The organism is Streptomyces violaceusniger Tu 4113 (assembly GCF_000147815.2).
Classification (GTDB): Bacteria; Actinomycetota; Actinomycetes; order Streptomycetales; family Streptomycetaceae; genus Streptomyces; species Streptomyces violaceusniger_A.
On sequence record NC_015957.1, the window covers coordinates 1,825,180 to 1,848,208 of the forward strand.

The window sequence follows — 23,029 nt, forward strand, 5'->3', positions numbered from 1 at the left end:
GGCCCAGGCCCCTAGGCCACGCCCTTGGGCACCGTCTTCTTGACGGCCTTGGCGAGGTCGATCAGGGCGTTGATCTCGGGGGCGTACTTCCTGGGCACGGTCACCTCGACATACGCCCGGCGAAGTACGGTGGTGAAGCGGTAGCCGTCCTTTTGCTTCTCCGGCAGCCACTCGACGCCGTTCACCTCGGCCGACTCGGTCGTGGAGCCCATGGCCGCCGGCCGGGGGACCCCGCAGCGCAGTTGCACGGCGGGGTCCCCCCACACGGCTGTGTAGTCCGAGGCGGGATCGGTGGTGCCCCGCTTCAGCCCGTTCACGGTGGTGGGCAGTTCCTTGTGGAGTGCTCGGCACACCGCCGCCGCCTGCGCGGACGGCGAGGGAACCGTGAGCGCCACGCTGTCGTCGGAATCCCCGATGAAGGAGCAACCGGCCACCGGCACCAGGGCCAGCGCCATGGTGGCGGAGAGCGGAACGAGCCTTCGGGTGAGACTACGGTGTGCGCATTCCATCGGCCGAGCATACGGGGGAGCTAGAGATGGACGACCGGGCAGGTGAGAGTACGAGTGATGCCTTCGACTTGCTGGACTTTCGCGACCACCATGCGGCCGAGTTCATCGACCGTGTCGGCCTGGGCGCGGACGATCACGTCGTAAGGGCCCGTGACGTCCTCCGCCTGTATCACCCCGGGGAGCTTGGCGATGACGTCGGCCACGGTCGAGGCCTTGCCGACCTCGGTTTGGATCAGGATGTACGCCTGTACCACGGAACCTCCAGGGCGGCTACGAGGATCATGTGGAGAGAAGGGACGCCACGGTACCGCGTCGCCATGCGGCGCGGGGAGACCCGCGCGGGGAGCGCGGTGTGGTGGGCAAGCGGCCACGAGCACGAAGGGGCGATGGGATGAAGGGCACCGTGGGCGAGTTGGGGGAGTTCGGGCTCATCAGAGAGCTCACCTCCCGGCTCACCACCACCCCGGCGGTGAGGTTGGGGCCCGGTGACGATGCCGCGGTTGTGGCCGCGCCCGACCGGAGGGTCGTGGCCAGTACGGATGTCCTGCTGGAGGGCAGGCACTTCCGCAGGGACTGGTCCACCGCCTATGACGTCGGCCGTAAGGCCGCGGCCCAGAACCTGGCGGACATCGCGGCCATGGGCGCGGTGCCGACCGCGCTGCTGCTCGGCCTGGTGGTCCCCGCCGATCTGCCGGTGACCTGGCCGGCCGAGCTGATGGACGGCATCCGCGACGAATGCCAGGTCGCGGGCGCGGCCGTGGTCGGCGGCGATGTGGTGCGCGGGGACACCATCACCGTGGCCATCACCGCCCTGGGCGATCTGCGCAACCATGAGCCGGTCACCCGATCCGGTGCCCAGCCCGGCGACGTTGTCGCCGTCACCGGATGGCTGGGCTGGTCGGCGGCCGGACACGCGGTGCTCTCACGCGGCTTCCGCTCGCCGCGGGCCTTCGTCGAGGCGCACCGCCGGCCGGAACCGCCGTACCACGCCGGTCCCGCCGCCGCCGGGCTCGGCGCGACCGCCATGACCGATGTGAGCGACGGGCTGGTGGCCGACCTCGGGCATATCGCGGAGGCCAGCAAGGTCCGTATCGATCTGCGCTCGGGGGACATCGACATCCCCTCGCAGATGTCGGACATCGGTCAGGCGGTGGGCGTCGATCCGCTGCAGTGGGTGCTCAGCGGGGGAGAGGACCACGCGATCGTGGCCACTTTCCCGCCCGACGCCAAGCTGCCGGCCCGCTGGAAGGTGATCGGCGAGGTGCTGAACCCCTCGGCGCTGCCCCAGGTGACGGTGGACGGAGCCCCCTGGGCCCATGGGGGCTGGGACCACTTCGGCGACGGTGAGGGTGCCGAGTGACGGCAAGGGCAATGCCGAGTCGGAGATAGGGGCGCCGAGCCGGCGGTAAGAGCGTCGAGTCCGCCGTAAGGGCGTCGAGTCGTTGGCAGGGAGCCGCGTCGGCGGTTAAGGGCGCCGAGGGGGGACATCGGGGGCGCGGGGGCGGCGAGTAGATTCGCCCCATGGTCCTGCCTCCTCGTATCCCCCGCCCCTCCCATGACGGCTCGGCGCCCGTGCGCGTCCTCACCGTCGCCGGATCGGACTCCGGCGGCGGTGCGGGTATCCAGGCCGATCTGAAGACCATGCTGGCCCTCGGCGCCCACGGCATGAGCGTGATCACCGCGGTGACGGCGCAGAACTCCCTGGGCGTCCAGGGCGCCTGGGAGCTGCCAGCCGAGGCCGTACGGGCCCAGTTCCGCAGTGTGGCCGACGACATCGGCGTCCAGGCGGTCAAGACCGGCATGCTGGCGACCGCCGAACTGGTCGAGACCGTCGCCGCGCTGCTCGCGGACTTGCCCGCGCCGGTGGTCGTCGATCCGGTCGGGGTCTCCAAGCACGGTGACCCGCTGCTGGCCACCGAGGCGCTCGACGCGGTCCGTACGAAGCTGCTGCCGACCGCGACCGTCGCCACGCCCAACCTGGACGAGGTGGCTCAGCTCACCGGCGTCCGGGTGGAGTCGGAGGACGATCAGCGGCGGGCGGCCGGGGCGGTGCTGGGGCACGGCCCGCGCTGGGCGCTGATCAAGGGCGGCCATCTGCCCGGCGGTGAGGCGGTGGATCTGCTCACGGACGGCACCGAGGAGCACTGGCTGCGGGCGCCCCGCCACGACAACCGCCATACGCACGGCACGGGATGCACCCTCGCCGCGGCGATCGCCACGTATCTGGCGGGCGGATACGAGGTCCCTCAGGCCGTCACGGCGGCCAAGGAGTACGTCACGGGCGCCATCGCGGCGGGCTTCCCGCTGGGCGCGGGCATCGGCCCGGTCGACCACGGGTGGTTGCGGGGATGACGGACGCAGCGCGTGCGTAAGGGCACGCGAAAAGGCCGGTCCACATCCTGGTGGACCGGCCTCGGCGTACCGGATCCCGCTTGCGCGGGGAGGCCCTGCGACTAGACGACTAGCGCGAAACCTTGCCGGCCTTGATGCACGAGGTGCAGACATTGAGCCGCTTCGGGGTACGACCGACCACAGCGCGCACCGTCTGGATGTTGGGGTTCCAACGACGGCGGGTGCGGCGGTGCGAGTGCGAGATGTTGTTGCCGAAGCCCGGCCCCTTGCCGCAGACGTCGCAGTTGGCAGCCACGGGTTACTCCAAAGACGGGTCACCCTCGCTTCTCGCGAGGAGACAGGACACTGAACGGATGCCCCGGACGTTGCCTGGATCGTGGAAGATCGGCGGCGCCTGGGGGGAATGGCCCGATTCGCATCGGGCAACCGGAGCAGCATACAACGGCCACTCCCGTACAACGAAACTATCATGGCTGGCCCGGCACCCGCCGAGGGCGGCGACTACCCTGCGGTGACGCGATGCCCGCCCCCGCCCCAGCACCCTCCGAGGAGGACGTTACGTGCCGCACACGCTCGACGCCGATGCGGTACGGACCTGGTGCGGGCTCGCGCTGGACGCGCTGGGCCGGGCCCGCGCGGACATCGACGCGATCAACGTCTATCCGGTCGCGGACGGGGACACCGGCACCAATCTGTATCTGACCGTCGAGTCCGCCGCCCGGGCCGTCGACGCGGCCTTCGACGGCCACGCCGCCTCGCCCGCCGCCTCCCGTCCCACCCTCGCCGATGTGGTGCGCGCCATGGCTCATGGCGCCCTGATCGGCGCGCAGGGCAACTCCGGCACGATCCTGGCGCAACTGCTGCGCGGCATGGCGGACGTCCTGGCCGACGGCCCGGCGCAGGGGCGCCCGGGCGCAGACGAGGCGGACGGGCTGCGGCTGGCGCTGCGGCGCGCGGCCGACCTCGCCTACCTGGCCGTCGCCCACCCCGTCGAAGGCACCGTCCTTACGGTCGCCGTGGCCGCCGCGGAGGGCGCGGAGCGCGCCACGGGCGACGCCGCCACGGTGGCCCGCGCCGCCTACGAGGGCGCCCGGACGGCGCTCCAGGCCACCCCCGGCCAGCTCGACGTCCTCGCCCGCGCGGGGGTGGTCGACGCGGGCGGCTACGGCCTGGTGACGGTCCTCGGCGGTCTCGCCGAGGCCCTGTCGGGCGAGGCTCCCGCGGCGCTCGCGCCCGCCCGCTCCGGCGGTGACGGCCTGACCCGTGAGGCCCCGACGCATGACACCCTGGCGCCCGCCGGGACGCACGGGCAGGACCCCGTGGGCTGTCCCGCCGACAGCGCCGCGGACGGCGGGCCCGCCTTCGAGGTGATCTACCTCCTGGAGGCCGGCGACATGGCCGTGGCCGCCCTGAGGAAGCGCCTGGACGCCCTGGGCGACTCCTTGGTGATCGTCGGCGGCGACGGCCTGTGGAATGTGCACGTCCATGTGGACGACGCGGGGGCGGCCGTGGAGGCGGGCATCCAGGCCGGGCGCCCGTACCGCATCCGGATCACCCACTTCGACGGCGCTGCCGCCCGTAAGGCGCTCGCCGACGGCCCGGACCGGCCGGGCCCGGCCGTCGTCCTGCCGGATCAGCACGGCGCCAAGGGCCCCACGGGCGGCCTGCGCGCCGAGCGCACGGGCCGTGCCGTGGTCGCCGTCGTCCCCGGGGACGGGCTGGCCGCGCTGTGCGCCGAGGCGGGCGCGACCGCGGTCGCCACCCGCCCCGGGGAGCCGCCCGGCAGCGGTGAACTGGTCGACGCGGTCCGCCGGGCCGGTGCTCGGGAGGTCGTGCTGCTGCCCAACGACACCGAGCTGCGCCATGCGGCGGCCGCGGCCTCGGCCCAGGCCCGCGCCGAGGGCGTACGGGTCGCGGTGATCCCCACCCGCTCCGCCGTCCAGGGCATCGCCGCGCTCGCCGTCCACGAGCCCGGCCGCAGCTTCGACGAGGACGTGGTCGCCATGACCTCGGCCGCGGGCGCCACCCGCTACGCCGAACTGGCCGTCGCCGAGCGCCAGTCCTGGACCATGGCCGGGGTGTGCCAGGCCGGGGACGTCCTGGGCATGATCGACGGGGATGTGGCGGTGATCGGCTCGGAGCTGGCCGCGACCGCCGAGACGGTGCTGGACCGGATGCTGGCCTCGGGCGGCGAGATGGTCACCCTGGTGCTCGGCGCGGGCCTGCCGGACGAGGTCGCCGAACGGCTGGAGCGGCATGTGCGAGAAGGGCACTTCGCCGTCGACACGGTCGTCTACCACGGCGGTCAGCCCACCGCGCCGCTGATCATAGGCATCGAATGAGACCGGCGGCCGGCTGCTGAATCACCCCGCTCGTCACCCGCTTTGTCACTCCCGTGGTGTGCAATGGACGAGTGCCCGTGCTGGATGAACCACTGAAGAAGGTCCTGGGCGGCAACACCGCGAAGGTGATGGCCGACCATCTCGACCTGCACACCGTCGGCGATCTGCTGCACCACTACCCGCGGCGGTACGCGGAGCGCGGTGAGCTGACCCGGCTGTCCGATCTGCCCCTGGACGAGCATGTGACCGTGGTGGCGCAGGTCGCCGACGCCCGGGTGCACACGTTCAACGGCGGCCGGGGCCGCCGGCTGGAGGTCACCATCACCGACGGCAGCGGCCGTCTCCAGCTCGTCTTCTTCGGCAAGGGTGTGCACAAGCCGCGGACGGAGCTGCAGCCCGGCACCCGCGCGATGTTCGCCGGGAAGGTCTCGGTCTTCAACCGCAAGCGGCAGCTGGCCCACCCGGAGTTCAAGGCGCTGGGCGCGGAGAGCGGCGCGGAGGCCGTGGAGGCGTTCGCCCATCAGTTGCTGCCGCTCTACCCGGCGTGCAAGCAGATGGAGTCCTGGCAGATCCAGCAGGCCATCGACACCGTGCTGGGCCCGGCCGGCCACGAGGAGACCGCGCTGGCCGGGCTCGTCGACCCGCTGCCCGACAGCCTCCGCGAGGGCCGGGGGCTGGCCACGCTCCCCGAGGCGCTGCGCAAGATCCACCGGCCGGCCACCAAGACCGATATCGCGATGGCCCGGGAGCGCCTGAAGTGGGACGAGGCGTTCGTCCTGCAGGTGGCGCTCGCCCGGCGGCGGCGGGCCGACGCCCAACTGCCCGCGGCGCCCCGCAAGCCCGTCCCGGACGGGCTGCTGACCGCCTTCGACGCCCGGCTGCCCTTCACCCTCACCGATGGCCAGCGCCGGGTCAGCGAGGAGATCTTCGCCGACCTCGCCACCGACCACCCCATGCACCGGCTGCTCCAGGGCGAGGTCGGCTCGGGCAAGACCATGGTCGCGCTGCGCGCGATGCTCGGCGTCGTCGATGCCGGGGGACAGGCGGCGATGCTCGCGCCCACCGAAGTGCTCGCCCAGCAGCACCACCGCTCGATCACCGAGATGATGGGGGAGCTGGCCGAGGGAGGGATGCTCGGCGGCGCGGAGCAGGGCACCAAAGTGGTGCTGCTCACCGGTTCCATGGGCGCCGCGGCCCGCCGTCAGGCGCTGCTGGACCTGGTCACCGGCGAGGCCGGGATCGTGATCGGCACCCATGCCCTGATCGAGGACAAGGTCCAGTTCAACGACCTGGGGCTGGTGGTCGTCGACGAGCAGCACCGCTTCGGGGTCGAGCAGCGCGACGCCCTGCGCTCCAAGGGCAAGCAGCCCCCGCATCTGCTGGTGATGACGGCCACCCCGATCCCGCGCACCGTCGCCATGACCGTCTTCGGCGACCTGGAGACCTCCGTCCTGGACCAGTTGCCCTCGGGCCGCTCCCCGATCGCCTCCCATGTGGTGCCGGCCAAGGACAAGCCGCACTTCCTGACCCGCGCCTGGGAGCGGGTGCGCGAGGAGGTGGCCGCCGGGCACCAGGGGTATGTGGTGTGCCCGCGGATCGGGGACGACATCGGCGATGAGGGGGAGACGCCCAAGGGCGCCGCGAGCCCGTCCCCCGAGGACGAGGCCGAGAAGCGCCCGCCCCTGGCCGTCGTGGAGGTCGCCGAGCAGCTCACCAAGGGGCCGCTGAGTGGTCTGCGGGTGGAGGTGCTGCACGGGCGGATGCAGCCCGAGGCCAAGGACGACGTGATGCGCCGCTTCGCCGCGGGCGAGGTGGACGTCCTGGTCGCCACGACCGTCATCGAGGTCGGTGTGAACGTCCCCAACGCCACCGCCATGGTGATCATGGACGCCGACCGGTTCGGCGTCTCCCAGCTACATCAGTTGCGTGGCCGCGTCGGCCGTGGCTCGGCCGCCGGGCTGTGTCTGCTGGTGAGCGACATGCCCGAGGGCAGCCCCCCCCGGGCGCGGCTGGGCGCGGTCGCGGCCACGCTCGACGGCTTCGAGCTGTCCCGGATCGACCTGGAGCAGCGCCGGGAGGGCGATGTGCTCGGCCAGGCCCAGTCCGGGGTCCGCTCCTCGCTGCGGGTGCTCGCCGTCATCGACGACGAGGAGGTCATCGCGGCGGCCCGGGAGGAGGCGGCCGCGATCGTCGCCGACGACCCGGAGCTGACCGGATACCCGGAGCTGCGCACCGCGCTGGACGCCCTGCTGGACAAGGAGCGCGAGGAGTACCTCGACAAGGGTTGAGACAAGGGCCGGGACAGGGGCTGAGACGAGGGCCGGGACGGGCGCCGAGGGCGGGGCCGGGGCCCCGCGATCGGAGCGCGCGGCCACCGCCCGCCGCCGTACGCCATATCGTGGAGGTGCGGCGGCCCCGCCCGGACGGGCGCGGTGCGCCGCAGCCCCGACCACCGCGAAGGACTGCCAACACCCATGACCCGCGTGATCGCCGGAGCGGCCGGCGGACGCCGCCTGGCCGTGCCGCCGGGAAACGGCACCCGACCCACTTCGGACCGGGCGCGCGAGGGCCTGTTCTCCACCTGGGAGTCGCTGCTCGGCTCGCTGGACGGAGCCCGCGTCCTCGACCTGTACGGCGGCTCCGGCGCGGTCGGCCTGGAGGCGCTGTCCCGCGGCGCCGGCCATGTGCTGCTGGTCGAGTCCGACCCGCGGGCGGCCCGCACGATCCGTCAGAACGTCCGGGCGCTCGGTCTGCCCGGCGCGGAGCTGCGCACCGGCAGGGCCGAACAGACCATCACCGGACAGGCCCCCGTCACCGGCCCGTACGACGTCGTTTTCCTGGACCCGCCCTACGCCGTCACCGACGCCGAACTCCGGGAGATCCTCCTCACACTCCTGGGGAATGGCTGGCTAGTGGCCGACGCGCTGGTCACCGTTGAGCGCAGCACACGAGGTGGGGAGTTCGTGTGGCCTGCCGGATTCGAGGGGCTTCGGGCCCGTCGGTACGGCGAGGGCACGCTTTGGTACGGTCGCGCCGCCTCGACGTGCGAGAACGCGTCATGACCGGACCCGAGAGCGAGGAACTTCCGTTGCGCCGCGCAGTCTGTCCGGGGTCGTTCGACCCCGTCACCAATGGACACCTCGACATCATCGGCCGTGCCTCCAAGCTCTATGACGTCGTGTACGTCGCCGTGATGATCAACAAGTCGAAGCAGGGCCTGTACACGGTGGACGAGCGGATCGATTTCCTCCGCCAGACCACCGAGGAGTACGGGAACGTCAAGGTAGAGGCGTTCCATGGACTTCTGGTCGACTTCTGCAAGCAGCGGGACATCCCCGCGATCGTCAAGGGGCTGCGAGCCGTCAGCGACTTCGACTACGAGCTGCAGATGGCCCAGATGAACAACGGCCTCTCCGGCGTGGAGACGCTGTTCGTGCCCACCAACCCCACCTACAGCTTCCTCTCCTCCAGCCTGGTCAAGGAGGTCGCGGCCTGGGGCGGCGACGTCTCCCACCTGGTGCCCCCGGTGGTGCTGGAATCGCTCTCCGAGCGGCTCGGCCGGAAGTAGCGGCTGACGGGACGTCAGCGGCTGTCCGGGAGCGGTCCGCTCGCCGTACAGTCGTGCCGTTCGTTCTCCGTTCCCATCCGCATCCAGACAGTCTGCGAGCACCCACAGTGGACGTGCAGAAGAAGCTCGACGAGATCGTCGATACCGTCGGCGGCGCCCGGTCCATGCCCATGTCGGCCTCGTGCGTGATCAACCGTGCCGAGCTGCTCGCCATGCTCGAAGAGGTGCGTGCGGCACTCCCGGACTCCCTGGCCCACGCCCAGGAGCTGATCGGCGGCCGGGACCAGATGGTGGCGGAGGCCCGCCAGGAGGCCGGGCGGATCATCGAGTCCGCGCACGCCCAGGGCGCCTCGTTGATCTCGGACACGGAGATGGTGCGCAAGTCCCAGGAGGAGGCCGACCGGATCCTCACCGAGGCCCGCCGGGAGGCCGAGGAGATCCGGGCCGAGGCCGACGACTACGTGGACAGCAAGCTGGCCAACTTCGAGGTCGTGCTCACCAAGACCATCGGCTCGGTGGGCCGCGGCCGGGAGAAGCTGCTCGGCCGCGTCCCCGGCGCCGAGGACGGCTTCGAACAGCCCGACGAGGGCCCGGAGCGCAGCGCCGACCCGGCGACCCTGCGGCAGCGCGCCGACGAATACGTGGACACCAAGCTGGGGGCCGTCTCGGCGGTCCTCTCCAAGACCCTGGAGGCGGTCGGCCGGGGCCGCCAGAAGCTGCTCGGGGCGCGGCCCGCCGATGAGCTCGGCGCCCATATGGCGGCCCAGGACGAGGCCGGCATGGCCCTGCGGACCACCGACGACGACTTTCTGGCGGACCTCGCCCAGTCCCAGGCGGCCGTCGCGCAGCCCGTGGCGCAGCCCGATCAGGCGGCCGCCGACGCCGCGTACTACGCCGCCACGGCGGGCTATCAGCAGCAGGACGCGTACGGCTATCAGCAGCAGGCGTACGTACCGCAGCAGGAGCAGCAGGCGTACGTATCGCAGCAGGAGCAGCAGGCGTACGTACCGCAGCAGCAGGACCCGTACGCCATGCAGGGCGGCTATCAGCAGGACGCCTATGCCTGGCAGCAGCAGGCCCAGGCCCAGGGCTACGACCCGAACGCGGGCTACGTGCCCCAGCAGCCCCAGCAGCCGCCGCAGCACCATCATCAGCAGCAGTCGGGCGCCGCGCTCGACGAGACCAGCCTGTTCGACACGAGCATGATCGACCTCGATCAGCTCCGCCAGTACGAGCAGGGCCGCTAGGTCCCGTCCTCCCCAGGCCGCGAGAATTCCGCCCCCACCGGGCGGATTGGGTCTATGGCGGCCTGTCCAGTATCCTGGCTCTTCGGTCGCGTGTACGTCCGCGATCCCGGCTGCCCGTTTCGTAGTGAATGATCGGGTGGCCCGCCGCAGCGTAGAAAGCAGGAAGCCCTGAACGCCCGCCTCGACCACCGTGCCCCTCTCGTGTTCGACACGCGCGAGCTGAGCCGTCGTCCTGGTGCGCTGAAAAGGATCTCCCGTTCCGTGGCGGCGCCGAAGGACCTCGGTATCGAGGTCATCGGGGTGCCGGAAGGCGCGACCGTCGAGCTGGACCTCCGCCTGGAGTCGGTCATGGAAGGGGTGCTTGTCACAGGCACCGCCCGTGCACCGCTGACGGGGGAGTGCGTAAGGTGTCTGGAGCCGCTGGAGCGAGAGTTCGAAGCGGATTTCCAGGAGATGTACTCCTACCCCGACGCCGACGACCGGAGCCGCGACGCGGATACCGGCGACGACGCCGAGGAGGAGGACAGGCTCTTCCTCGAGGCCGACTTGTTCGACCTCGAGCCCGTGCTGCGTGACGCGGTGGTGCTCGCACTGCCGCTGCAGCCGGTGTGCCGGGAGGACTGCCCGGGGCTGTGTGCCGAATGCGGCGCCCGCCTCACGGACGACCCCGACCACCACCACGATGCCGCCGACATCCGTTGGGCGGCACTGCAGGGACTCGCCGAGACCATCAGGGACGGCGAGAAGGACAACGCACCCCGCGAGCGCGGGGATGACCCACAGGAGAAGTAGCCGTGGCTGTTCCGAAGCGGAAGATGTCGCGCAGCAACACGCGCCACCGCCGGTCGCAGTGGAAGGCTGCGGTCCCCACCCTGGTGGCGTGCGAGCGCTGCCACGAGCCGAAGCAGCAGCACATCGCGTGCCCGAGCTGCGGCACCTACAACCGCCGCCAGGTCCTCGAGGTCTGATCGGCGGGTGACAGGCTCTATGTCAGACGCCACTACGCCCCCGCGTAAGCGCGGTGAAGCGTCCCAGGCGGACACGGCCTCGTCTCACACGATCCTGGAAGGGCGGCTCGGGTACCAGCTCGAGTCCGCCCTTCTGGTGCGTGCGCTGACCCACCGCTCCTTCGCGTACGAGAACGGCGGGCTGCCCACCAACGAGCGGCTGGAATTCCTCGGGGATTCCGTGCTCGGCCTGGTGGTCACCGACACGCTGTACCGCATCCACCCCGACCTGCCCGAGGGCCAGCTGGCCAAGCTGCGGGCCGCGGTGGTGAACTCGCGCGCGCTCGCTGAAGTGGGCCGCGGTCTGGACCTCGGCGCCTTCATCCGGCTCGGCCGGGGCGAAGAGGGCACCGGGGGCAGAGACAAGGCTTCCATCCTCGCCGACACCCTTGAAGCGGTGATCGGCGCGGTCTATCTCGACCAGGGGCTCGACGCTGCCGCTGAGCTGGTGCACCGGCTCTTCGACCCGCTGATCGAGAAGTCCTCGAACCTCGGCGCCGGCCTGGACTGGAAGACCAGCCTCCAGGAGCTGACCGCCACCGAGGGGCTCGGGGTCCCCGAGTACCTGGTCTCCGAGACCGGTCCCGACCACGAGAAGACCTTCACGGCTGCTGCCCGCGTCGGTGGTGTCGCGTACGGCACCGGCACCGGCCGCAGCAAGAAGGAAGCCGAGCAGCAGGCGGCCGAGGCCGCTTGGCGCGCGATTCGCGCGGCTGCCGACGAGGCTCAGGCGAAGGCCAAGGCGGCCGACGCCGGAACCGCCATCACGGCGGCGGACGGCGGTGCCGCCGCCGACACGGCCTCCTCGGCACGCTGATCGCCCTTCCCCGCCGTACTGTCCGTCACGTCCGTAACACCTCTCACCGCCCCCGCGGCGGACGGCCCGCCCGGCCGTTCCGCCCGGGGGCGGTGAGGGCTCAAGGCCAAGGAGGCCCCCGTTGCCCGAGCTGCCCGAGGTCGAGGTGGTCCGCCGCGGACTGGAGCGCTGGGTCAGCGGCCGTACGGTCGCCGAGGTCCAGGTGCTGCATCCGCGCGCGGTCCGTCGCCACCTCGGCGGCCCGGAGGACTTCGCGGCCCGGCTCAGGGGCCGCCGCACCGGGATCGTCCGCCGCCGCGGCAAGTACCTGTGGCTGCCGTTCGACGATGACGCCGCCGCCGAGGCGGTTCTGGCCCATCTCGGGATGAGCGGGCAGCTCCTGGTCCAGCCGGCCGAGGCCCCCGACGAGAAGCATCTGCGCATCCGGGTCCGCTTCGCCGATGCCGCGGGCACCGAGCTGCGCTTCGTCGACCAGCGCACCTTCGGCGGGCTCTCGCTGCACGACACCGTCCCCGGCGACCTGGAGGGGCTGCCGGACGCCATCGCGCACATCGCCCGCGACCCGCTGGACCCCGCCTTCGACGAGGCGGCCTTCCACACCGCGCTGCGCCGCCGCCGCACCACCATCAAGCGCGCCCTGCTGGACCAGTCGCTGATCAGCGGGGTCGGCAACATCTACGCCGACGAGGCGCTGTGGCGCGCCCGGCTGCACTACGACCGGCCGACCGCGACCCTCGCCCGCCCGCGCGCCGCCGAACTCCTCGGCCATGTGCGCGAGGTGATGACCGCGGCGCTGGCCGTCGGCGGCACCAGCTTCGACAGCCTCTACGTCAATGTGAACGGCGAGTCCGGCTACTTCGAGCGCTCGCTGGACGCGTACGGCCGGGAGAACGAGCCGTGCCGCCGCTGCGGCACCGCGATGCGCCGCCGCCCCTGGATGAACCGCTCCAGCTACTTCTGCCCGCGCTGTCAGCGCCCGCCGCGCCCGGCCATCGTGGCCCGGCCGGCATCCCGCCTGGCCGCCTCGCCGCTCTCGGCGCGCGCCGTGTCGTAGCGCTCCCGCGCCGTCAGCACCTCGGGCATCCGGTCCTCGACCAGATTGATCAGTGCCAGCAGCCGCTCGGCGACACCGCTGCCCAGCGGGGTCAGCCGGTAGTCCACGCGGGGCGGGTTGGTCGGCTGGGCCTCGCGGTGCACCAGACCGTCGCGCTCCAGCGCGTGCAGCGTCTGGGACAGCATCTTCTCGCTGACCCCGTCGACCCGCCGCCGCAGCTCGTTGAAGCGGAAGGTGCCCTCGTGGAGCGCGCCCAGGATGAGGGCGCCCCATTTTCCGGTGACATGCTCCAGCGTGCCGCGCGAGGGGCAGGCGCGGGCGAACACGTCGAAGGCCAGGTTCTCCGCGTCCGCCGTGGAGGACGCCGCGCCAGTGCGTTCACAGTCCATGCACACACCATACGCGCACTCAGCGCTGACTCCCGGGCTGCGCTTTCGGATGGTGAGTATGCAGCTACGGGCGTATGCGAAGCCCGGGGCGCGTGCGTACGCCCCGGGCTTGGCGGGTGACCTGCGGCTGCTGCCCGCTCAGCGGCTCAGTAGCCGAAGTCCTGGGTCCACCAGGGGCCGCCGGTGCCGAGGTGCGTGCCGACGCCCAGTCGCTTGAACGAGCAGTTGAGGATGTTGGCGCGGTGGCCGGAGCTGTTCATCCAGGAGTCCATCACGGCCTGCGCGTCCGACTGGCCGCGGGCGATGTTCTCCCCGCCCAGGTCCAGGATGCCCGCGCTCTCGGCGCGGTCCCAGGGGCTGTCGCCGTCCGGGCTGATGTGGTCGAAGAACTGGCGCAGGGACATGTCCGCGCTGAAGTCCTCGGCCAACTGGGCGAGTTTGGGGTCGGCCGTCACGGGGGCGCAGCCGGCCTTCTCGCGCTCTTCGTTGACGAGAGTGAGGACCTCGGTCTCCGAGGCGGTCTCGGGACCGGCCGACTCCGCCGGGGGCGCGGGTGCGGTCGGCTCCGTCGTGGGCGTACGGGACGGCTTCCCGTGCCCGCCGCCCTTCGAGCCGCCCTTGCCGTTTCCGCCGTCTCCACCGTTCCCGGAGGGCGCGGAGGGCCCCGGCTGCTCCGGCGGTGTGGTGGAAGGGGTGCTGGAGGGCTTGGAGGGGGTCTTTGAGGGAGTTGTGGAGGGTGCGTGAGGGCGATCGTCGCCGCGGCTGGGCGGTATCGAGCTGCGGTCGGTGGGGGCCGCGGACTGCGAGCCCTGTGTCTCCAGCCCCGAGTCCGTGGGACCGCCCGCCTGGACCTGTCCGGCGGAGTCATTGCCCCCGCCCAGTTTGTAGCCGTCTCCCGGAACGAGTCCGGAGGCCATCGCCACCGCGCCAACCGCGACGGCGGCGGACACGCCCAACAGTCCGGTCCGGACCGGAGCGAGGGGGCTCCGGTGCGGTCCCCGGTGGCGGCCTGCGATGGCGTCGTGCGCCACGGCTCCGGGGGCAGATCGTCGATGGCGGCCCATCTCCTGCCTTCCTTGTGTTCTCGGCGTCAAAAGTCGCTCGAAATGTGTCACTCGTGTGCGCGAGCCATGTATCACTCGTGTGGGTGAGTCTCGTTGAGCCGGGACTGTACGCCATTCGGGCCCCAACGCGCGTGCACAGTGGCTAATTGGATGGTTTAGCGCCTGCTCGCGCGTGGGGTTAGCGTGCGCGTATGAACGAGAGAGTCCGCCTCACCGTGTGGGTCCGCGGCCATGTCCAAGGCGTCGGCTTCCGCTGGTACACCCGGGCCAACGCACTGCGCATCGGGGGCCTCGTCGGCTTTGCCTCCAACCTCGCCGACGGGCGGGTGCAGGTGGTCGCGGAGGGCCCGCGTGCGGAATGCGAACAGCTACTCGAATGGCTGCAGGATGGCGACACGCCCGGGAAAGTCGAGGGAATCACCGAGATCTGGGACACACCGCGCGGTGGTTACGGCACCTTCGAAATCCGTTGATCAACTCACCGGAGGATCCCTCCGCGGTACCCCGCTGACCATGCCTTCCCTGCGCACGGTGAGTAGAAATCGGCTGATGGTTGCCAATGGCGCCGCGCCGTGGAAGGCTGCGGTGTCACGGAAGATCCCCGACCGCCATGGGTCCTCTGGAGAGGGGTGGGCACAGTCCGCCGCCCGTGTGCTCTCGACCCCTGCGGCCCCGTCGGCATGTGATCGTGTTGACCCTCAAACCAATTGGTGAGACGCTGGAAGCCCCGCGCACCTTAACTGTTTGCCGCGCAGCACGGTAGTAATTCGGCAGGCAACGCGGGTGCAAATCTCTCACGACCCAGACCGCTTCGGTCGGTCACTCAGTGTGGAGGACCATCCATCATGGCAAAGGCGCTTCTCGGTTACGTCGGCGGTTCCGACCCCCGAGTCCTCGCCGAGATGCGACGGCTTCAGCAGCGCGTCCAGGATCTCGAATCCGAGCTCGTCCGGATTCAGGCCGAGAACGACGCACTGTCCGCCGCCGCTCACTACCACGGCGACTCGCTGCTCGAAAGCATCGACGTATCCCAGGCGGAGCCTGCGCTCGCCTGACCCAGCCCAAGGGCCGGTCGGGCTGCATCGTCAGCCGCTTGAGAATCTTCAAGGGACGCCTCGGCGTCCCTTCGTCGTATCCCCAGTCATATCCCCAAGTGGTCTCCGAGCCACCCTTACCGACTGATGTGCCCCTCTCTCCCAGCGGTGAAACCGATCATTGCTGAAACCGAGAAAAAGCCGGGACGGGAGCGCGGCACCACCATCACGGGACGGGGCCGGAAGAGGGGTGGCGGGTAGAGTCCAAAGGCGTGCATCTCAAGAGCCTGACCCTGCGAGGGTTCAAATCCTTCGCCTCCGCCACGACGCTCCGGTTCGAGCCGGGTATCACCTGCGTCGTCGGCCCCAACGGCTCGGGCAAGTCCAATGTCGTGGACGCCCTTTCCTGGGTCATGGGCGAACAGGGTGCCAAGTCCCTGCGCGGCGGGAAGATGGAGGACGTCATCTTCGCCGGGACCACCGGCCGTCCCCCGCTCGGCCGCGCCGAGGTCTCGCTCACCATCGACAACGCGGATGGCGCGCTGCCCATCGACTACGCCGAAGTCACCATCACGCGGATCATGTTCCGCAACGGCGGCAGCGAGTACCAGCTCAATGGGGACACCTGCCGGCTGCTGGACATCCAGGAGCTGCTCTCCGACTCCGGCATCGGCCGTGAGATGCACGTCATCGTCGGGCAGGGCCAGCTCGACGGGGTACTGCACGCCGACCCGACCGGCCGCCGCGCCTTCATCGAGGAGGCCGCGGGCGTCCTCAAGCACCGCAAGCGCAAGGAGAAGGCGCTGCGGAAGCTGGACGCCATGCAGGCCAACCTCGCACGCGTCCAGGACCTCACCGACGAGCTGCGCCGCCAGCTCAAGCCGCTCGGCCGGCAGGCCGCGGTGGCCCGGCGGGCCGCCGTCATCCAGGCCGATCTGCGCGACGCCCGGCTGCGCCTGCTCGCCGACGACCTGGTGACCCTGCGCGAGGCGCTGCGCGCCGAGATCGCCGACGAGGCCGAGCTCAAGCGCCGTAAGGAGGCCGCCGAGGCCGAGCTGCGGACCGCACAGCGGCGCGAGGCGGCGCTGGAGGAGCAGGTGCGGCAGCTCGCGCCCCGGCTCCGGGACGCCCAGCAGACCTGGTACGAGCTCTCGCAGCTCGCCGAGCGGGTGCGCGGCACGATCAGCCTGGCGGACGCCCGGGTCAAGAGCGCCACCTCCGCCCCCGCGGAGGAGCGGCGCGGCCGCGACCCGGAGGACATGGAGCGCGAGGCGGCCCGGATCCGGGAGCAGGAGGCCGAGCTGGAGGCCGCCCTGGAGGCGGCGAGCCGGGCGCTGGAGGACACCGTGGCGCACCGGGCCGAGCTCGAACGCAGCCTGGCCGAGGAGGAGCGCCGCCTGAAGGACGTGGCGCGCGCCATCGCCGACCGCCGCGAAGGGCTCGCCCGGCTCCAGGGCCAGGTGAACGCGGCCCGTAGCCGGGCCGGTTCGGCGCGCGCCGAGATCGAGCGGCTGGCCGCGTCCCGCGACGAGGCCCAGACCCGGGCGGTCGCCGCGCAGGAGGAGTACGAGCAGCACAAGGCGGAGGTCGACGGACTCGACGCGGACGACGCGGAACTGGCGGAGCGCCACGAGGCCGCCAAGCGCGAGATGGCCGAGGCGGAGACCGCGCTGAGCGCGGCGCGCGAAGCCGCGACGGCCGCCGAGCGGGAGCGCGCCGCGACCTCCGCCCGCCATGACGCGCTCGCCCTCGGCCTGCGCCGTAAGGACGGCACGGGCGCCCTGCTGGCCGCCGCCGACCGCCTCGGCGGACTCCTGGGCCCCGCCGCCGAACTCCTCACCGTCACCCCGGGCTTCGAGGTCCCCGTCGCCGCGGCCCTGGGCGCCGCCGCCGACGCGATCGCCGTCACGGGCCCCCGCGCGGCGGCCGAGGCGATCCGCCTCCTGCGCACCGACGACGCCGGCCGCGCCGCCCTCCTCCTGACCACGGGCGCCCCCGACCACGCGGAGCCCCCGGCCGCCGCCTCGGAGCCGGGCGGTCCCGGAGCCCCGCGCGCGGCCTCCGGTGAGCCCGTGCCGCGTGCCCCCTCCGGTGAACCGGCGCCGGGCGCCGCCTCCGGTGAGCCCGTACTGCACGCCGCCTTCGGTGAGCCCGTGCCGCGTGCCGCCTCCGGTGAATCGGCGCCGGGCGCTGCCTCCGGTGAGCCCGCCCCGCGTGCCCCCTCCGGTGAGCCCGCGCCGGGCGGCGGCGCCCTCGTGCCGGGGACGCGCGCCGAGGGGGCGGTGCCCGGCGAGCCGGGCCAGGTGACCCCGCCGCGATCGGCCGCCGCCCCGGCGGCCGAGGATGCTGCCCCGGCGGCGCCCAGTTCCCCTGTTCCCGCCTTCGGGCCGGAGCCCGGCGGTGGTTCGGAAGCGGGTGGAGCGTTGGGCGGGGATGCCGAAGCGCCCACGGCCGGGGCGGGTTCCGCGGCTGCCGCGCCCCCGCCGGACGCCTGGGCGGGTGGGGCCGCCCACACGGGTGGCGGGGCCGCCGCCGTACCGGGCACGCGGTCCCCGGATGGTCCGGTAGCCGGGTCCTCCGGCTCCGATGACGGCTCTCGGCCGGGTGGGGCGGACTCCTGGGGCGCCACGTCGGTGCCCGGCGGCCCGGGCACGCCGCAGGCCGTCGCCGATTCCGCCGGCCGGGGTGACACGGGTGCCGCGAGCGCGTCCTCAGGGCCCGGCGCCGACCGGCCCGTCGTCCCGGGTACGCGGCCGGAGGCGTCCGGGGACGAGGGCCGCGATCCCCACACGGCGTCTGACGGCGCCCCCGCCGCTTCGCACCCGGGTGCCACCGTCGCCGCCGTCGATGGGTCGTCCAGATCGGCCGTTTCCGCGCGGGTGCCGCATCCTGCCGGGGCAGAGGCGACCGTGCCGGGTGCCGTACCCGAGGGGGCCGTCACCCGTGATGAGCCCGGTAAGGCCGCGACGGCCGAAGAATCCCCGTGGGCGGCGGATTTGGTGGCCGGGCCCGCGGCGCTGCTGCCCGCCGTAAGGCGGTTGCTCGACGGCATGGTGGTGGTCGGGAGCCTGGAGGAGGCCGAGGAACTGCTCACGCGGCGGCCGGAGTTGACGGCCGTGACCACCGAGGGCGATCTGCTCGGGGCGCACTTCGCGCAGGGCGGGTCGGCCGGGGCACCCTCGCTGCTGGAGGTGCAGGCGTCCGTCGACGAGGCGGCGGCGGAGCTCGAGCGGCTCGCAGTACGGTGCGAGGAGCTGGCCGGGGCCCAGCGCGCGGCAAAGGAGCGGCGGGCCGAGTGCCTGGCGTTCGTCGAGGAGCTGGCGGGCCGCCGGAGCGCGGCGGACCGGGAGAAGTCGCGGGTCGCGCAGTCGCTGGGCCGGTTGGCCGGGCAGGCGCGCGGGGCCGCCGGGGAGGCCGAGCGGTCGGCCTCGGCCGTCGCCAGGGCCGAGGAGGCGCTGGAGCGGGCGACCGAGGAGGCGGAGGAGCTGGCCGAGCGGCTGGCGGTGGCGGAGGAAGCCGCCGCGGGTGATGGGGATGCGGAGGAGCCCGACACCTCCGTACGGGACCGGCTCGCGGCCGACGGCGCCAATGCCCGGCAGACTGAGATGGAGGCGCGGCTCCAGGTCCGTACGCATGAGGAGCGCGTCAAGGGGCTCGCGGGGCGGGCCGACGCGCTCGACCGGGGCGCGCGCGCCGAGCGCGAGGCCCGGGCCCGCGCCGAGCAGTTGCGCGCCCGGCTGCGCCATGAGGCCCAGGTGGCTTCCGCCGTGGCCTCCGGCGCCCGCCAGTTGCTCGCCCATGTCGAGGTGTCGCTGGTACGGGCCGGGCAGGAGCGGGACGCCGCGGAGCGCGCCAAGGCCGAGCGCGAGCGGGAGCTGGACACCGCCCGCGGCCGGGGGCGCGACCTCAAGGGCGAGTTGGACAAGCTGACCGACTCGGTGCACCGGGGCGAGGTGCTGGGTGCGGAGAAGCGGATGCGGATCGAGCAGTTGGAGAGCAAGGCACTGGAGGAGCTGGGCGTCGAACCGGCCGGGCTGATCGCCGAATACGGCCCCGACCAGCTCGTCCCGCCCTCCCCGCCCGCCGAGGGCGAGGTGCTCCCGGAAGATCCCGAGCATCCGCGCAACCAGCCGGTGCGATACGTGAGGGCGCAGCAGGAGAAGCGGCTGAAGGCCGCGGAGCGCGCGTACCAGCAGCTCGGCAAGGTCAATCCGCTGGCGCTGGAGGAGTTCGCGGCGCTGGAGGAGCGGCATCAGTTCCTGAGCGAGCAGCTGGAGGACCTCAAGAAGACCCGGGCCGATCTCCTGCAGGTGGTCAAGGAGGTCGACGAGCGGGTCGAGCAGGTCTTCACGGAGGCGTACCTGGACACGGCGCGTCAGTTCGAGGGCGTCTTCTCACGGCTGTTCCCGGGCGGGGAGGGGCGGCTGGTGCTGACCGACCCCGAGAACATGCTGACCACGGGGGTGGACGTGGAGGCCCGGCCGCCGGGCAAGAAGGTCAAGCGGCTGTCGCTGCTGTCGGGCGGTGAGCGCTCGCTGACCGCCGTGGCCCTGCTGGTGTCGATCTTCAAGGCGCGGCCGAGCCCGTTCTATGTGATGGATGAGGTCGAGGCGGCGCTCGACGACACCAATCTGCAGCGGCTGATCCGGATCATGCAGGAGCTGCAGGAGGCTTCCCAGCTCATCGTGATCACTCATCAGAAGCGGACGATGGAGGTCGCCGACGCGCTGTACGGCGTCTCCATGCAGGGTGACGGCGTCTCAAAGGTCATCAGCCAGCGCTTGCGGTGACCGATTCAATACTTGAAGTCAAGACATGCCCCTGCGTGTCGGCATGCTGCAACGATTTCTTCGTCACACTCTATTGACTTCGAAACTTGAAGGAATAGTCTCTGCAACGTTGCTTTTACCTTCAAGTGGTGGTCGACGCTTCAGCAGCCTCCGCTGGAAGGGCCAGCCGTCCCCCCACGTCCGGCAGCGTTGCCGGACGGGCGTCAGGAGTTCACGTTGTCCACCACCGTGCAGGCAGAGGGAGCCGAGGGCCGCAAGGCCCAGCCGGATCACCTCGGCCATGTCATCTTCATCACCGCCGCCGCCGCGATGGGTGGCTTTCTCTTCGGCTACGACAGCTCGGTGATCAACGGAGCGGTCGAAGCCATCCGGGGCAAGTACGACATCGGCTCCGCGGCCCTCGCCCAGGTCGTGGCCATCGCCCTGATCGGCTCGGCCATCGGGGCCGCCACCGCGGGCCGGATAGCCGACCGGATCGGCCGGATCCGCGTCATGCAGATCGCCGCCGCCCTCTTCACGATCAGCGCGGTCGGCTCGGCGCTGCCCTTCTCGCTGTGGGACCTGGCGATGTGGCGGGTGCTCGGCGGTATCGGCATCGGCATGGCCTCGGTGATCGGCCCGGCCTACATCGCCGAGGTCGCCCCGCCCGCCTACCGTGGCCGGCTCGCCTCGTTCCAGCAGGCCGCGATCGTCGTCGGCATCGCCATCTCCCAGCTCGTCAACTGGGGCATCCTCAACTTCGCCGACGGCGACCAGCGCGGAAAGGTCGCCGGCCTGGAGGCCTGGCAGTGGATGCTCGGCGTCATGGTCATCCCCGCCGTCCTCTACGGGCTGCTGTCCTTCGCCATCCCCGAGTCGCCCCGCTTCCTGATCTCCGCCGGCCGGACCGAGCAGGCCAAGCAGGTCCTCGAAGAGGTCGAGGGCAAGACCGTGGACCTCGATGTGCGGGTCGCCGAGATCGACCGGGCCATGCGCAGTGAGGAGAAGTCCACCTTCAAGGACCTCCTCGGCGGCCGGTTCGGTCTGCTGCCCATCGTCTGGATCGGCATCGGGCTCTCGGTCTTCCAGCAGCTCGTCGGCATCAACGTGGCGTTCTACTACTCCTCGACGCTGTGGCAGTCCGTCGGCGTCGACCCGAGCAGCTCGTTCTTCTACTCCTTCACCACGTCGATCATCAACATCCTCGGCACCGTGATCGCGATGATCTTCGTCGACCGGGTCGGCCGCAGGCCGCTCGCGCTCATCGGCTCCGTGGGCATGGCCGTCTCCCTCGGTCTGGTGGCCTGGGCCTTCTCGGCCCACCTGGTGGACGGCAAGCTGCCGCACGCCCAGGGCGTCCTCGCGCTGATCGCGGCCCACGCCTTCGTGCTCTTCTTCGCCCTCTCGTGGGGCGTGGTGGTCTGGGTCCTGCTCGGCGAGATGTTCCCGAACAAGATCCGCGCCGCGGCCCTCGGTGTCGCCGCCTCCGCCCAGTGGATCGCCAACTGGGCCATCACCGCCAGCTTCCCGAGCCTGTCGGAGTGGAACCTGTCGGCCACGTACGTCATGTACACAGCCTTCGCCCTGCTCTCGATCCCCTTCATCCTCAAGTGGGTGCCGGAGACCAAGGGCAAGGCGTTGGAGGAGATGGGCTAACCCCCCCGCCGCCCACTCCTCGCACAGGAGAACTGCCCCGCCTCAGTCCTTGAGGCGGGGCAGCACTCGTTCCGCGAACAGCCGCAGGGACCGCCAGCCCTCCTCGACCGGCATCCCCCCGCACAGCGGATGGAGGACCAGGCTCGCCGGCTCGCCGCCCTCCGCCGCGTACGCGACGCACTCCTCGGGGGTGACGATGCGGTAGACGCCCTCGCGGCGCAGCGCCTCCACGTCCTCGGCCCGTGAGCGCACCGCCGAGCGCACCGTGCCCTGCTGCCAGGAGGCATACCTGCGCGCCTCGTACAGCAGATGGGTGCCGTACCGCGCCCAGGCCCGGTCCGGGTCCTCGGACAGATGCAGCAGCGGGGTGGCCGCCGGGGGCATCAGGCACCAGCCCTCGGTGCCGTACTCCGCCCGCCGCGCGTGGTAGTACGCCTCCAGTTCCGGCAGATGGGCGCTCGGGAAGAACGGCAGGCCGAGACGGGCCGCGCGGCGCGCCGCCGCCTGCGAACTGCCGCCGACCAGCAGCGGTGGATGGGGCCGGGTGTACGGGCGCGGGGTGATCCGGACGGTGCGGCCCCGGTGGTCGAAGGGCTCGCCCGTCCAGGCCGCGAGCAGCGTCTCCAGCGCCTCGTCCTGCAGCGCCCCGCGCCGCTTCCAGTCCTTGTCCTGGGCCGCGTACTCCTCCGGCCGGTAGCCGATCCCCGCCACCGTGATCAGCCGCCCGCCACTGGCCAGATCCAGCACGGCGAGGTCCTCGGCGAGCCGCAGCGGGTCGTACAGCGGCGCGATCAGCGCCGAGAGGGTGACGGTGATCCGGCGGGTGGCGCCCAGCAGCGTGCCCGCGAAGGGCAGCGGGGCGGGCAGCCAGTTGTCGGAGGAGCCGTGGTGCTCCTCGGTCTGGAGGGTGGAGATGCCCCGCTCATCGGCGAAGGCCGCCATCTCCAGGGCGGCGCGGTACCGCTCGGACAGGCTGCGCGGGGTCGCGTCGGGATCGACGAGGTTGAGGCGTACGACCGTGACCGGCATGGCGGATGTCCTCCTTCGTCGCGGCTGTGGCAGCCGGACCGTAACTGACGGACCGTCAAATCGCCACCCGCATGGGCCGTTCGGCCCACCGCCCGGGCACGGCCGGGACGGATGACTCATGTGCCTGGGACGCGGGGCGGCCGATCGTAAGGGTCGGCCCGCCCCATGGGCCGCAGCCCACAACGCCAACTG

Annotated in this window: 20 protein-coding genes and 1 pseudogene; 15 read left to right on the top strand and 6 right to left on the bottom strand. The window is 72.0% G+C overall.

The annotated features are described in order from the left end of the window. Nucleotides 1-11: 11 nt before the first annotated feature. Nucleotides 12-509: a DUF3515 domain-containing protein gene (locus STRVI_RS08160; RefSeq protein ID WP_043235581.1), complete on the bottom strand. Its 498-nt coding sequence runs from the start codon at nucleotides 507-509 to the stop codon at nucleotides 12-14. Between the two features lie 20 nt (nucleotides 510-529). Further along, nucleotides 530-763, bottom strand: coding sequence for an Lrp/AsnC family transcriptional regulator (locus STRVI_RS08165; protein ID WP_014055158.1), 234 nt, complete (start codon nucleotides 761-763; stop codon nucleotides 530-532). Between the two features lie 137 nt (nucleotides 764-900). Here STRVI_RS08165 and STRVI_RS08170 point away from each other — a divergent pair, with 137 nt between their 5' ends. Together STRVI_RS08170 and thiD are read left to right on the top strand one after the other, a co-directional pair. After that, entirely contained in the window at nucleotides 901-1,869 is a 969-nt protein-coding gene (locus tag STRVI_RS08170) for a thiamine-phosphate kinase (RefSeq protein WP_014055159.1), read from the top strand. Between the two features lie 161 nt (nucleotides 1,870-2,030). Further along, nucleotides 2,031-2,861 (top strand): bifunctional hydroxymethylpyrimidine kinase/phosphomethylpyrimidine kinase, encoded by an 831-nt coding sequence (thiD, locus tag STRVI_RS08175; protein WP_014055160.1) that lies wholly within the window; start codon nucleotides 2,031-2,033, stop codon nucleotides 2,859-2,861. Between the two features lie 184 nt (nucleotides 2,862-3,045). On the opposite strand, the pseudogene rpmB reads toward thiD, so the two are convergent. Next, a pseudogene (rpmB, locus tag STRVI_RS56330) lies at nucleotides 3,046-3,156 on the bottom strand (50S ribosomal protein L28); the annotation flags it as partial. A 265-nt stretch (nucleotides 3,157-3,421) separates the two neighbouring features. On the opposite strand from rpmB, the gene STRVI_RS08185 reads away from it, so the two are divergent. From STRVI_RS08185 to mutM, 9 genes are all read left to right on the top strand, one after another. Continuing rightward, nucleotides 3,422-5,203: a DAK2 domain-containing protein gene (locus STRVI_RS08185; RefSeq protein ID WP_014055161.1), complete on the top strand. Its 1,782-nt coding sequence runs from the start codon at nucleotides 3,422-3,424 to the stop codon at nucleotides 5,201-5,203. Between the two features lie 128 nt (nucleotides 5,204-5,331). Then, complete coding sequence (recG, locus tag STRVI_RS08190) at nucleotides 5,332-7,491, top strand: ATP-dependent DNA helicase RecG (protein ID WP_050993907.1); 2,160 nt, start codon at nucleotides 5,332-5,334, stop codon at nucleotides 7,489-7,491. 186 nt (nucleotides 7,492-7,677) lie between these two features. Further along, on the top strand, nucleotides 7,678-8,265 hold the full coding sequence (gene rsmD, locus STRVI_RS08195) for a 16S rRNA (guanine(966)-N(2))-methyltransferase RsmD (protein WP_014055163.1): 588 nt from the start codon (nucleotides 7,678-7,680) through the stop codon (nucleotides 8,263-8,265). Then, on the top strand, nucleotides 8,262-8,771 hold the full coding sequence (coaD, locus tag STRVI_RS08200) for a pantetheine-phosphate adenylyltransferase (RefSeq protein ID WP_014055164.1): 510 nt from the start codon (nucleotides 8,262-8,264) through the stop codon (nucleotides 8,769-8,771). Before rsmD ends, coaD begins: the two co-directional genes overlap by 4 nt. Nucleotides 8,772-8,878: 107 nt before the next feature. Then, the gene (locus tag STRVI_RS08205; RefSeq protein ID WP_014055165.1) at nucleotides 8,879-10,018 is read left to right on the top strand and encodes a hypothetical protein; all 1,140 of its coding nucleotides are present in this window, start codon (nucleotides 8,879-8,881) and stop codon (nucleotides 10,016-10,018) included. A 168-nt stretch (nucleotides 10,019-10,186) separates the two neighbouring features. Further along, on the top strand, nucleotides 10,187-10,810 hold the full coding sequence (locus STRVI_RS08210) for a YceD family protein (protein WP_078505175.1): 624 nt from the start codon (nucleotides 10,187-10,189) through the stop codon (nucleotides 10,808-10,810). A 2-nt stretch (nucleotides 10,811-10,812) separates the two neighbouring features. Further along, nucleotides 10,813-10,986: a 50S ribosomal protein L32 gene (gene rpmF, locus STRVI_RS08215; protein ID WP_009714764.1), complete on the top strand. Its 174-nt coding sequence runs from the start codon at nucleotides 10,813-10,815 to the stop codon at nucleotides 10,984-10,986. Nucleotides 10,987-11,005: 19 nt separating this feature from the next. Continuing rightward, nucleotides 11,006-11,842 (top strand): ribonuclease III, encoded by an 837-nt coding sequence (gene rnc, locus STRVI_RS08220; RefSeq protein WP_014055167.1) that lies wholly within the window; start codon nucleotides 11,006-11,008, stop codon nucleotides 11,840-11,842. Between the two features lie 121 nt (nucleotides 11,843-11,963). Further along, nucleotides 11,964-12,896, top strand: coding sequence for a bifunctional DNA-formamidopyrimidine glycosylase/DNA-(apurinic or apyrimidinic site) lyase (mutM, locus tag STRVI_RS08225; RefSeq protein ID WP_014055168.1), 933 nt, complete (start codon nucleotides 11,964-11,966; stop codon nucleotides 12,894-12,896). Here the strand turns inward: mutM and STRVI_RS08230 are convergent. Beyond that, the gene (locus STRVI_RS08230; protein ID WP_014055169.1) at nucleotides 12,812-13,285 is read right to left on the bottom strand and encodes a winged helix-turn-helix transcriptional regulator; all 474 of its coding nucleotides are present in this window, start codon (nucleotides 13,283-13,285) and stop codon (nucleotides 12,812-12,814) included. The two genes, mutM and STRVI_RS08230, sit on opposite strands and share 85 nt — an antisense overlap. A gap of 146 nt (nucleotides 13,286-13,431) precedes the next feature. Then, a complete protein-coding gene (locus STRVI_RS08235) occupies nucleotides 13,432-14,349 on the bottom strand; it encodes a CAP domain-containing protein (RefSeq protein ID WP_014055170.1) in 918 nt (305 codons plus the stop codon). 191 nt (nucleotides 14,350-14,540) lie between these two features. Between STRVI_RS08235 and STRVI_RS08240 the strand changes: the two genes are divergently transcribed. From STRVI_RS08240 to STRVI_RS08255, 4 genes are all read left to right on the top strand, one after another. Then, complete coding sequence (locus STRVI_RS08240; RefSeq protein WP_014055171.1) at nucleotides 14,541-14,822, top strand: acylphosphatase; 282 nt, start codon at nucleotides 14,541-14,543, stop codon at nucleotides 14,820-14,822. 372 nt (nucleotides 14,823-15,194) lie between these two features. Beyond that, on the top strand, nucleotides 15,195-15,404 hold the full coding sequence (locus STRVI_RS08245; RefSeq protein ID WP_014055172.1) for a hypothetical protein: 210 nt from the start codon (nucleotides 15,195-15,197) through the stop codon (nucleotides 15,402-15,404). A gap of 251 nt (nucleotides 15,405-15,655) precedes the next feature. Further along, complete coding sequence (locus tag STRVI_RS08250; RefSeq protein ID WP_014055173.1) at nucleotides 15,656-20,173, top strand: AAA family ATPase; 4,518 nt, start codon at nucleotides 15,656-15,658, stop codon at nucleotides 20,171-20,173. 216 nt (nucleotides 20,174-20,389) lie between these two features. After that, nucleotides 20,390-21,808, top strand: a complete 1,419-nt coding sequence (locus STRVI_RS08255) for a sugar porter family MFS transporter (RefSeq protein WP_014055174.1) — start codon at nucleotides 20,390-20,392, stop codon at nucleotides 21,806-21,808. 42 nt (nucleotides 21,809-21,850) lie between these two features. Here STRVI_RS08255 and STRVI_RS08260 read toward each other — a convergent pair whose 3' ends face one another. Beyond that, the gene (locus STRVI_RS08260) at nucleotides 21,851-22,837 is read right to left on the bottom strand and encodes an LLM class flavin-dependent oxidoreductase (RefSeq protein WP_014055175.1); all 987 of its coding nucleotides are present in this window, start codon (nucleotides 22,835-22,837) and stop codon (nucleotides 21,851-21,853) included. Between the last annotated feature and the right edge of the window lie 192 nt (nucleotides 22,838-23,029).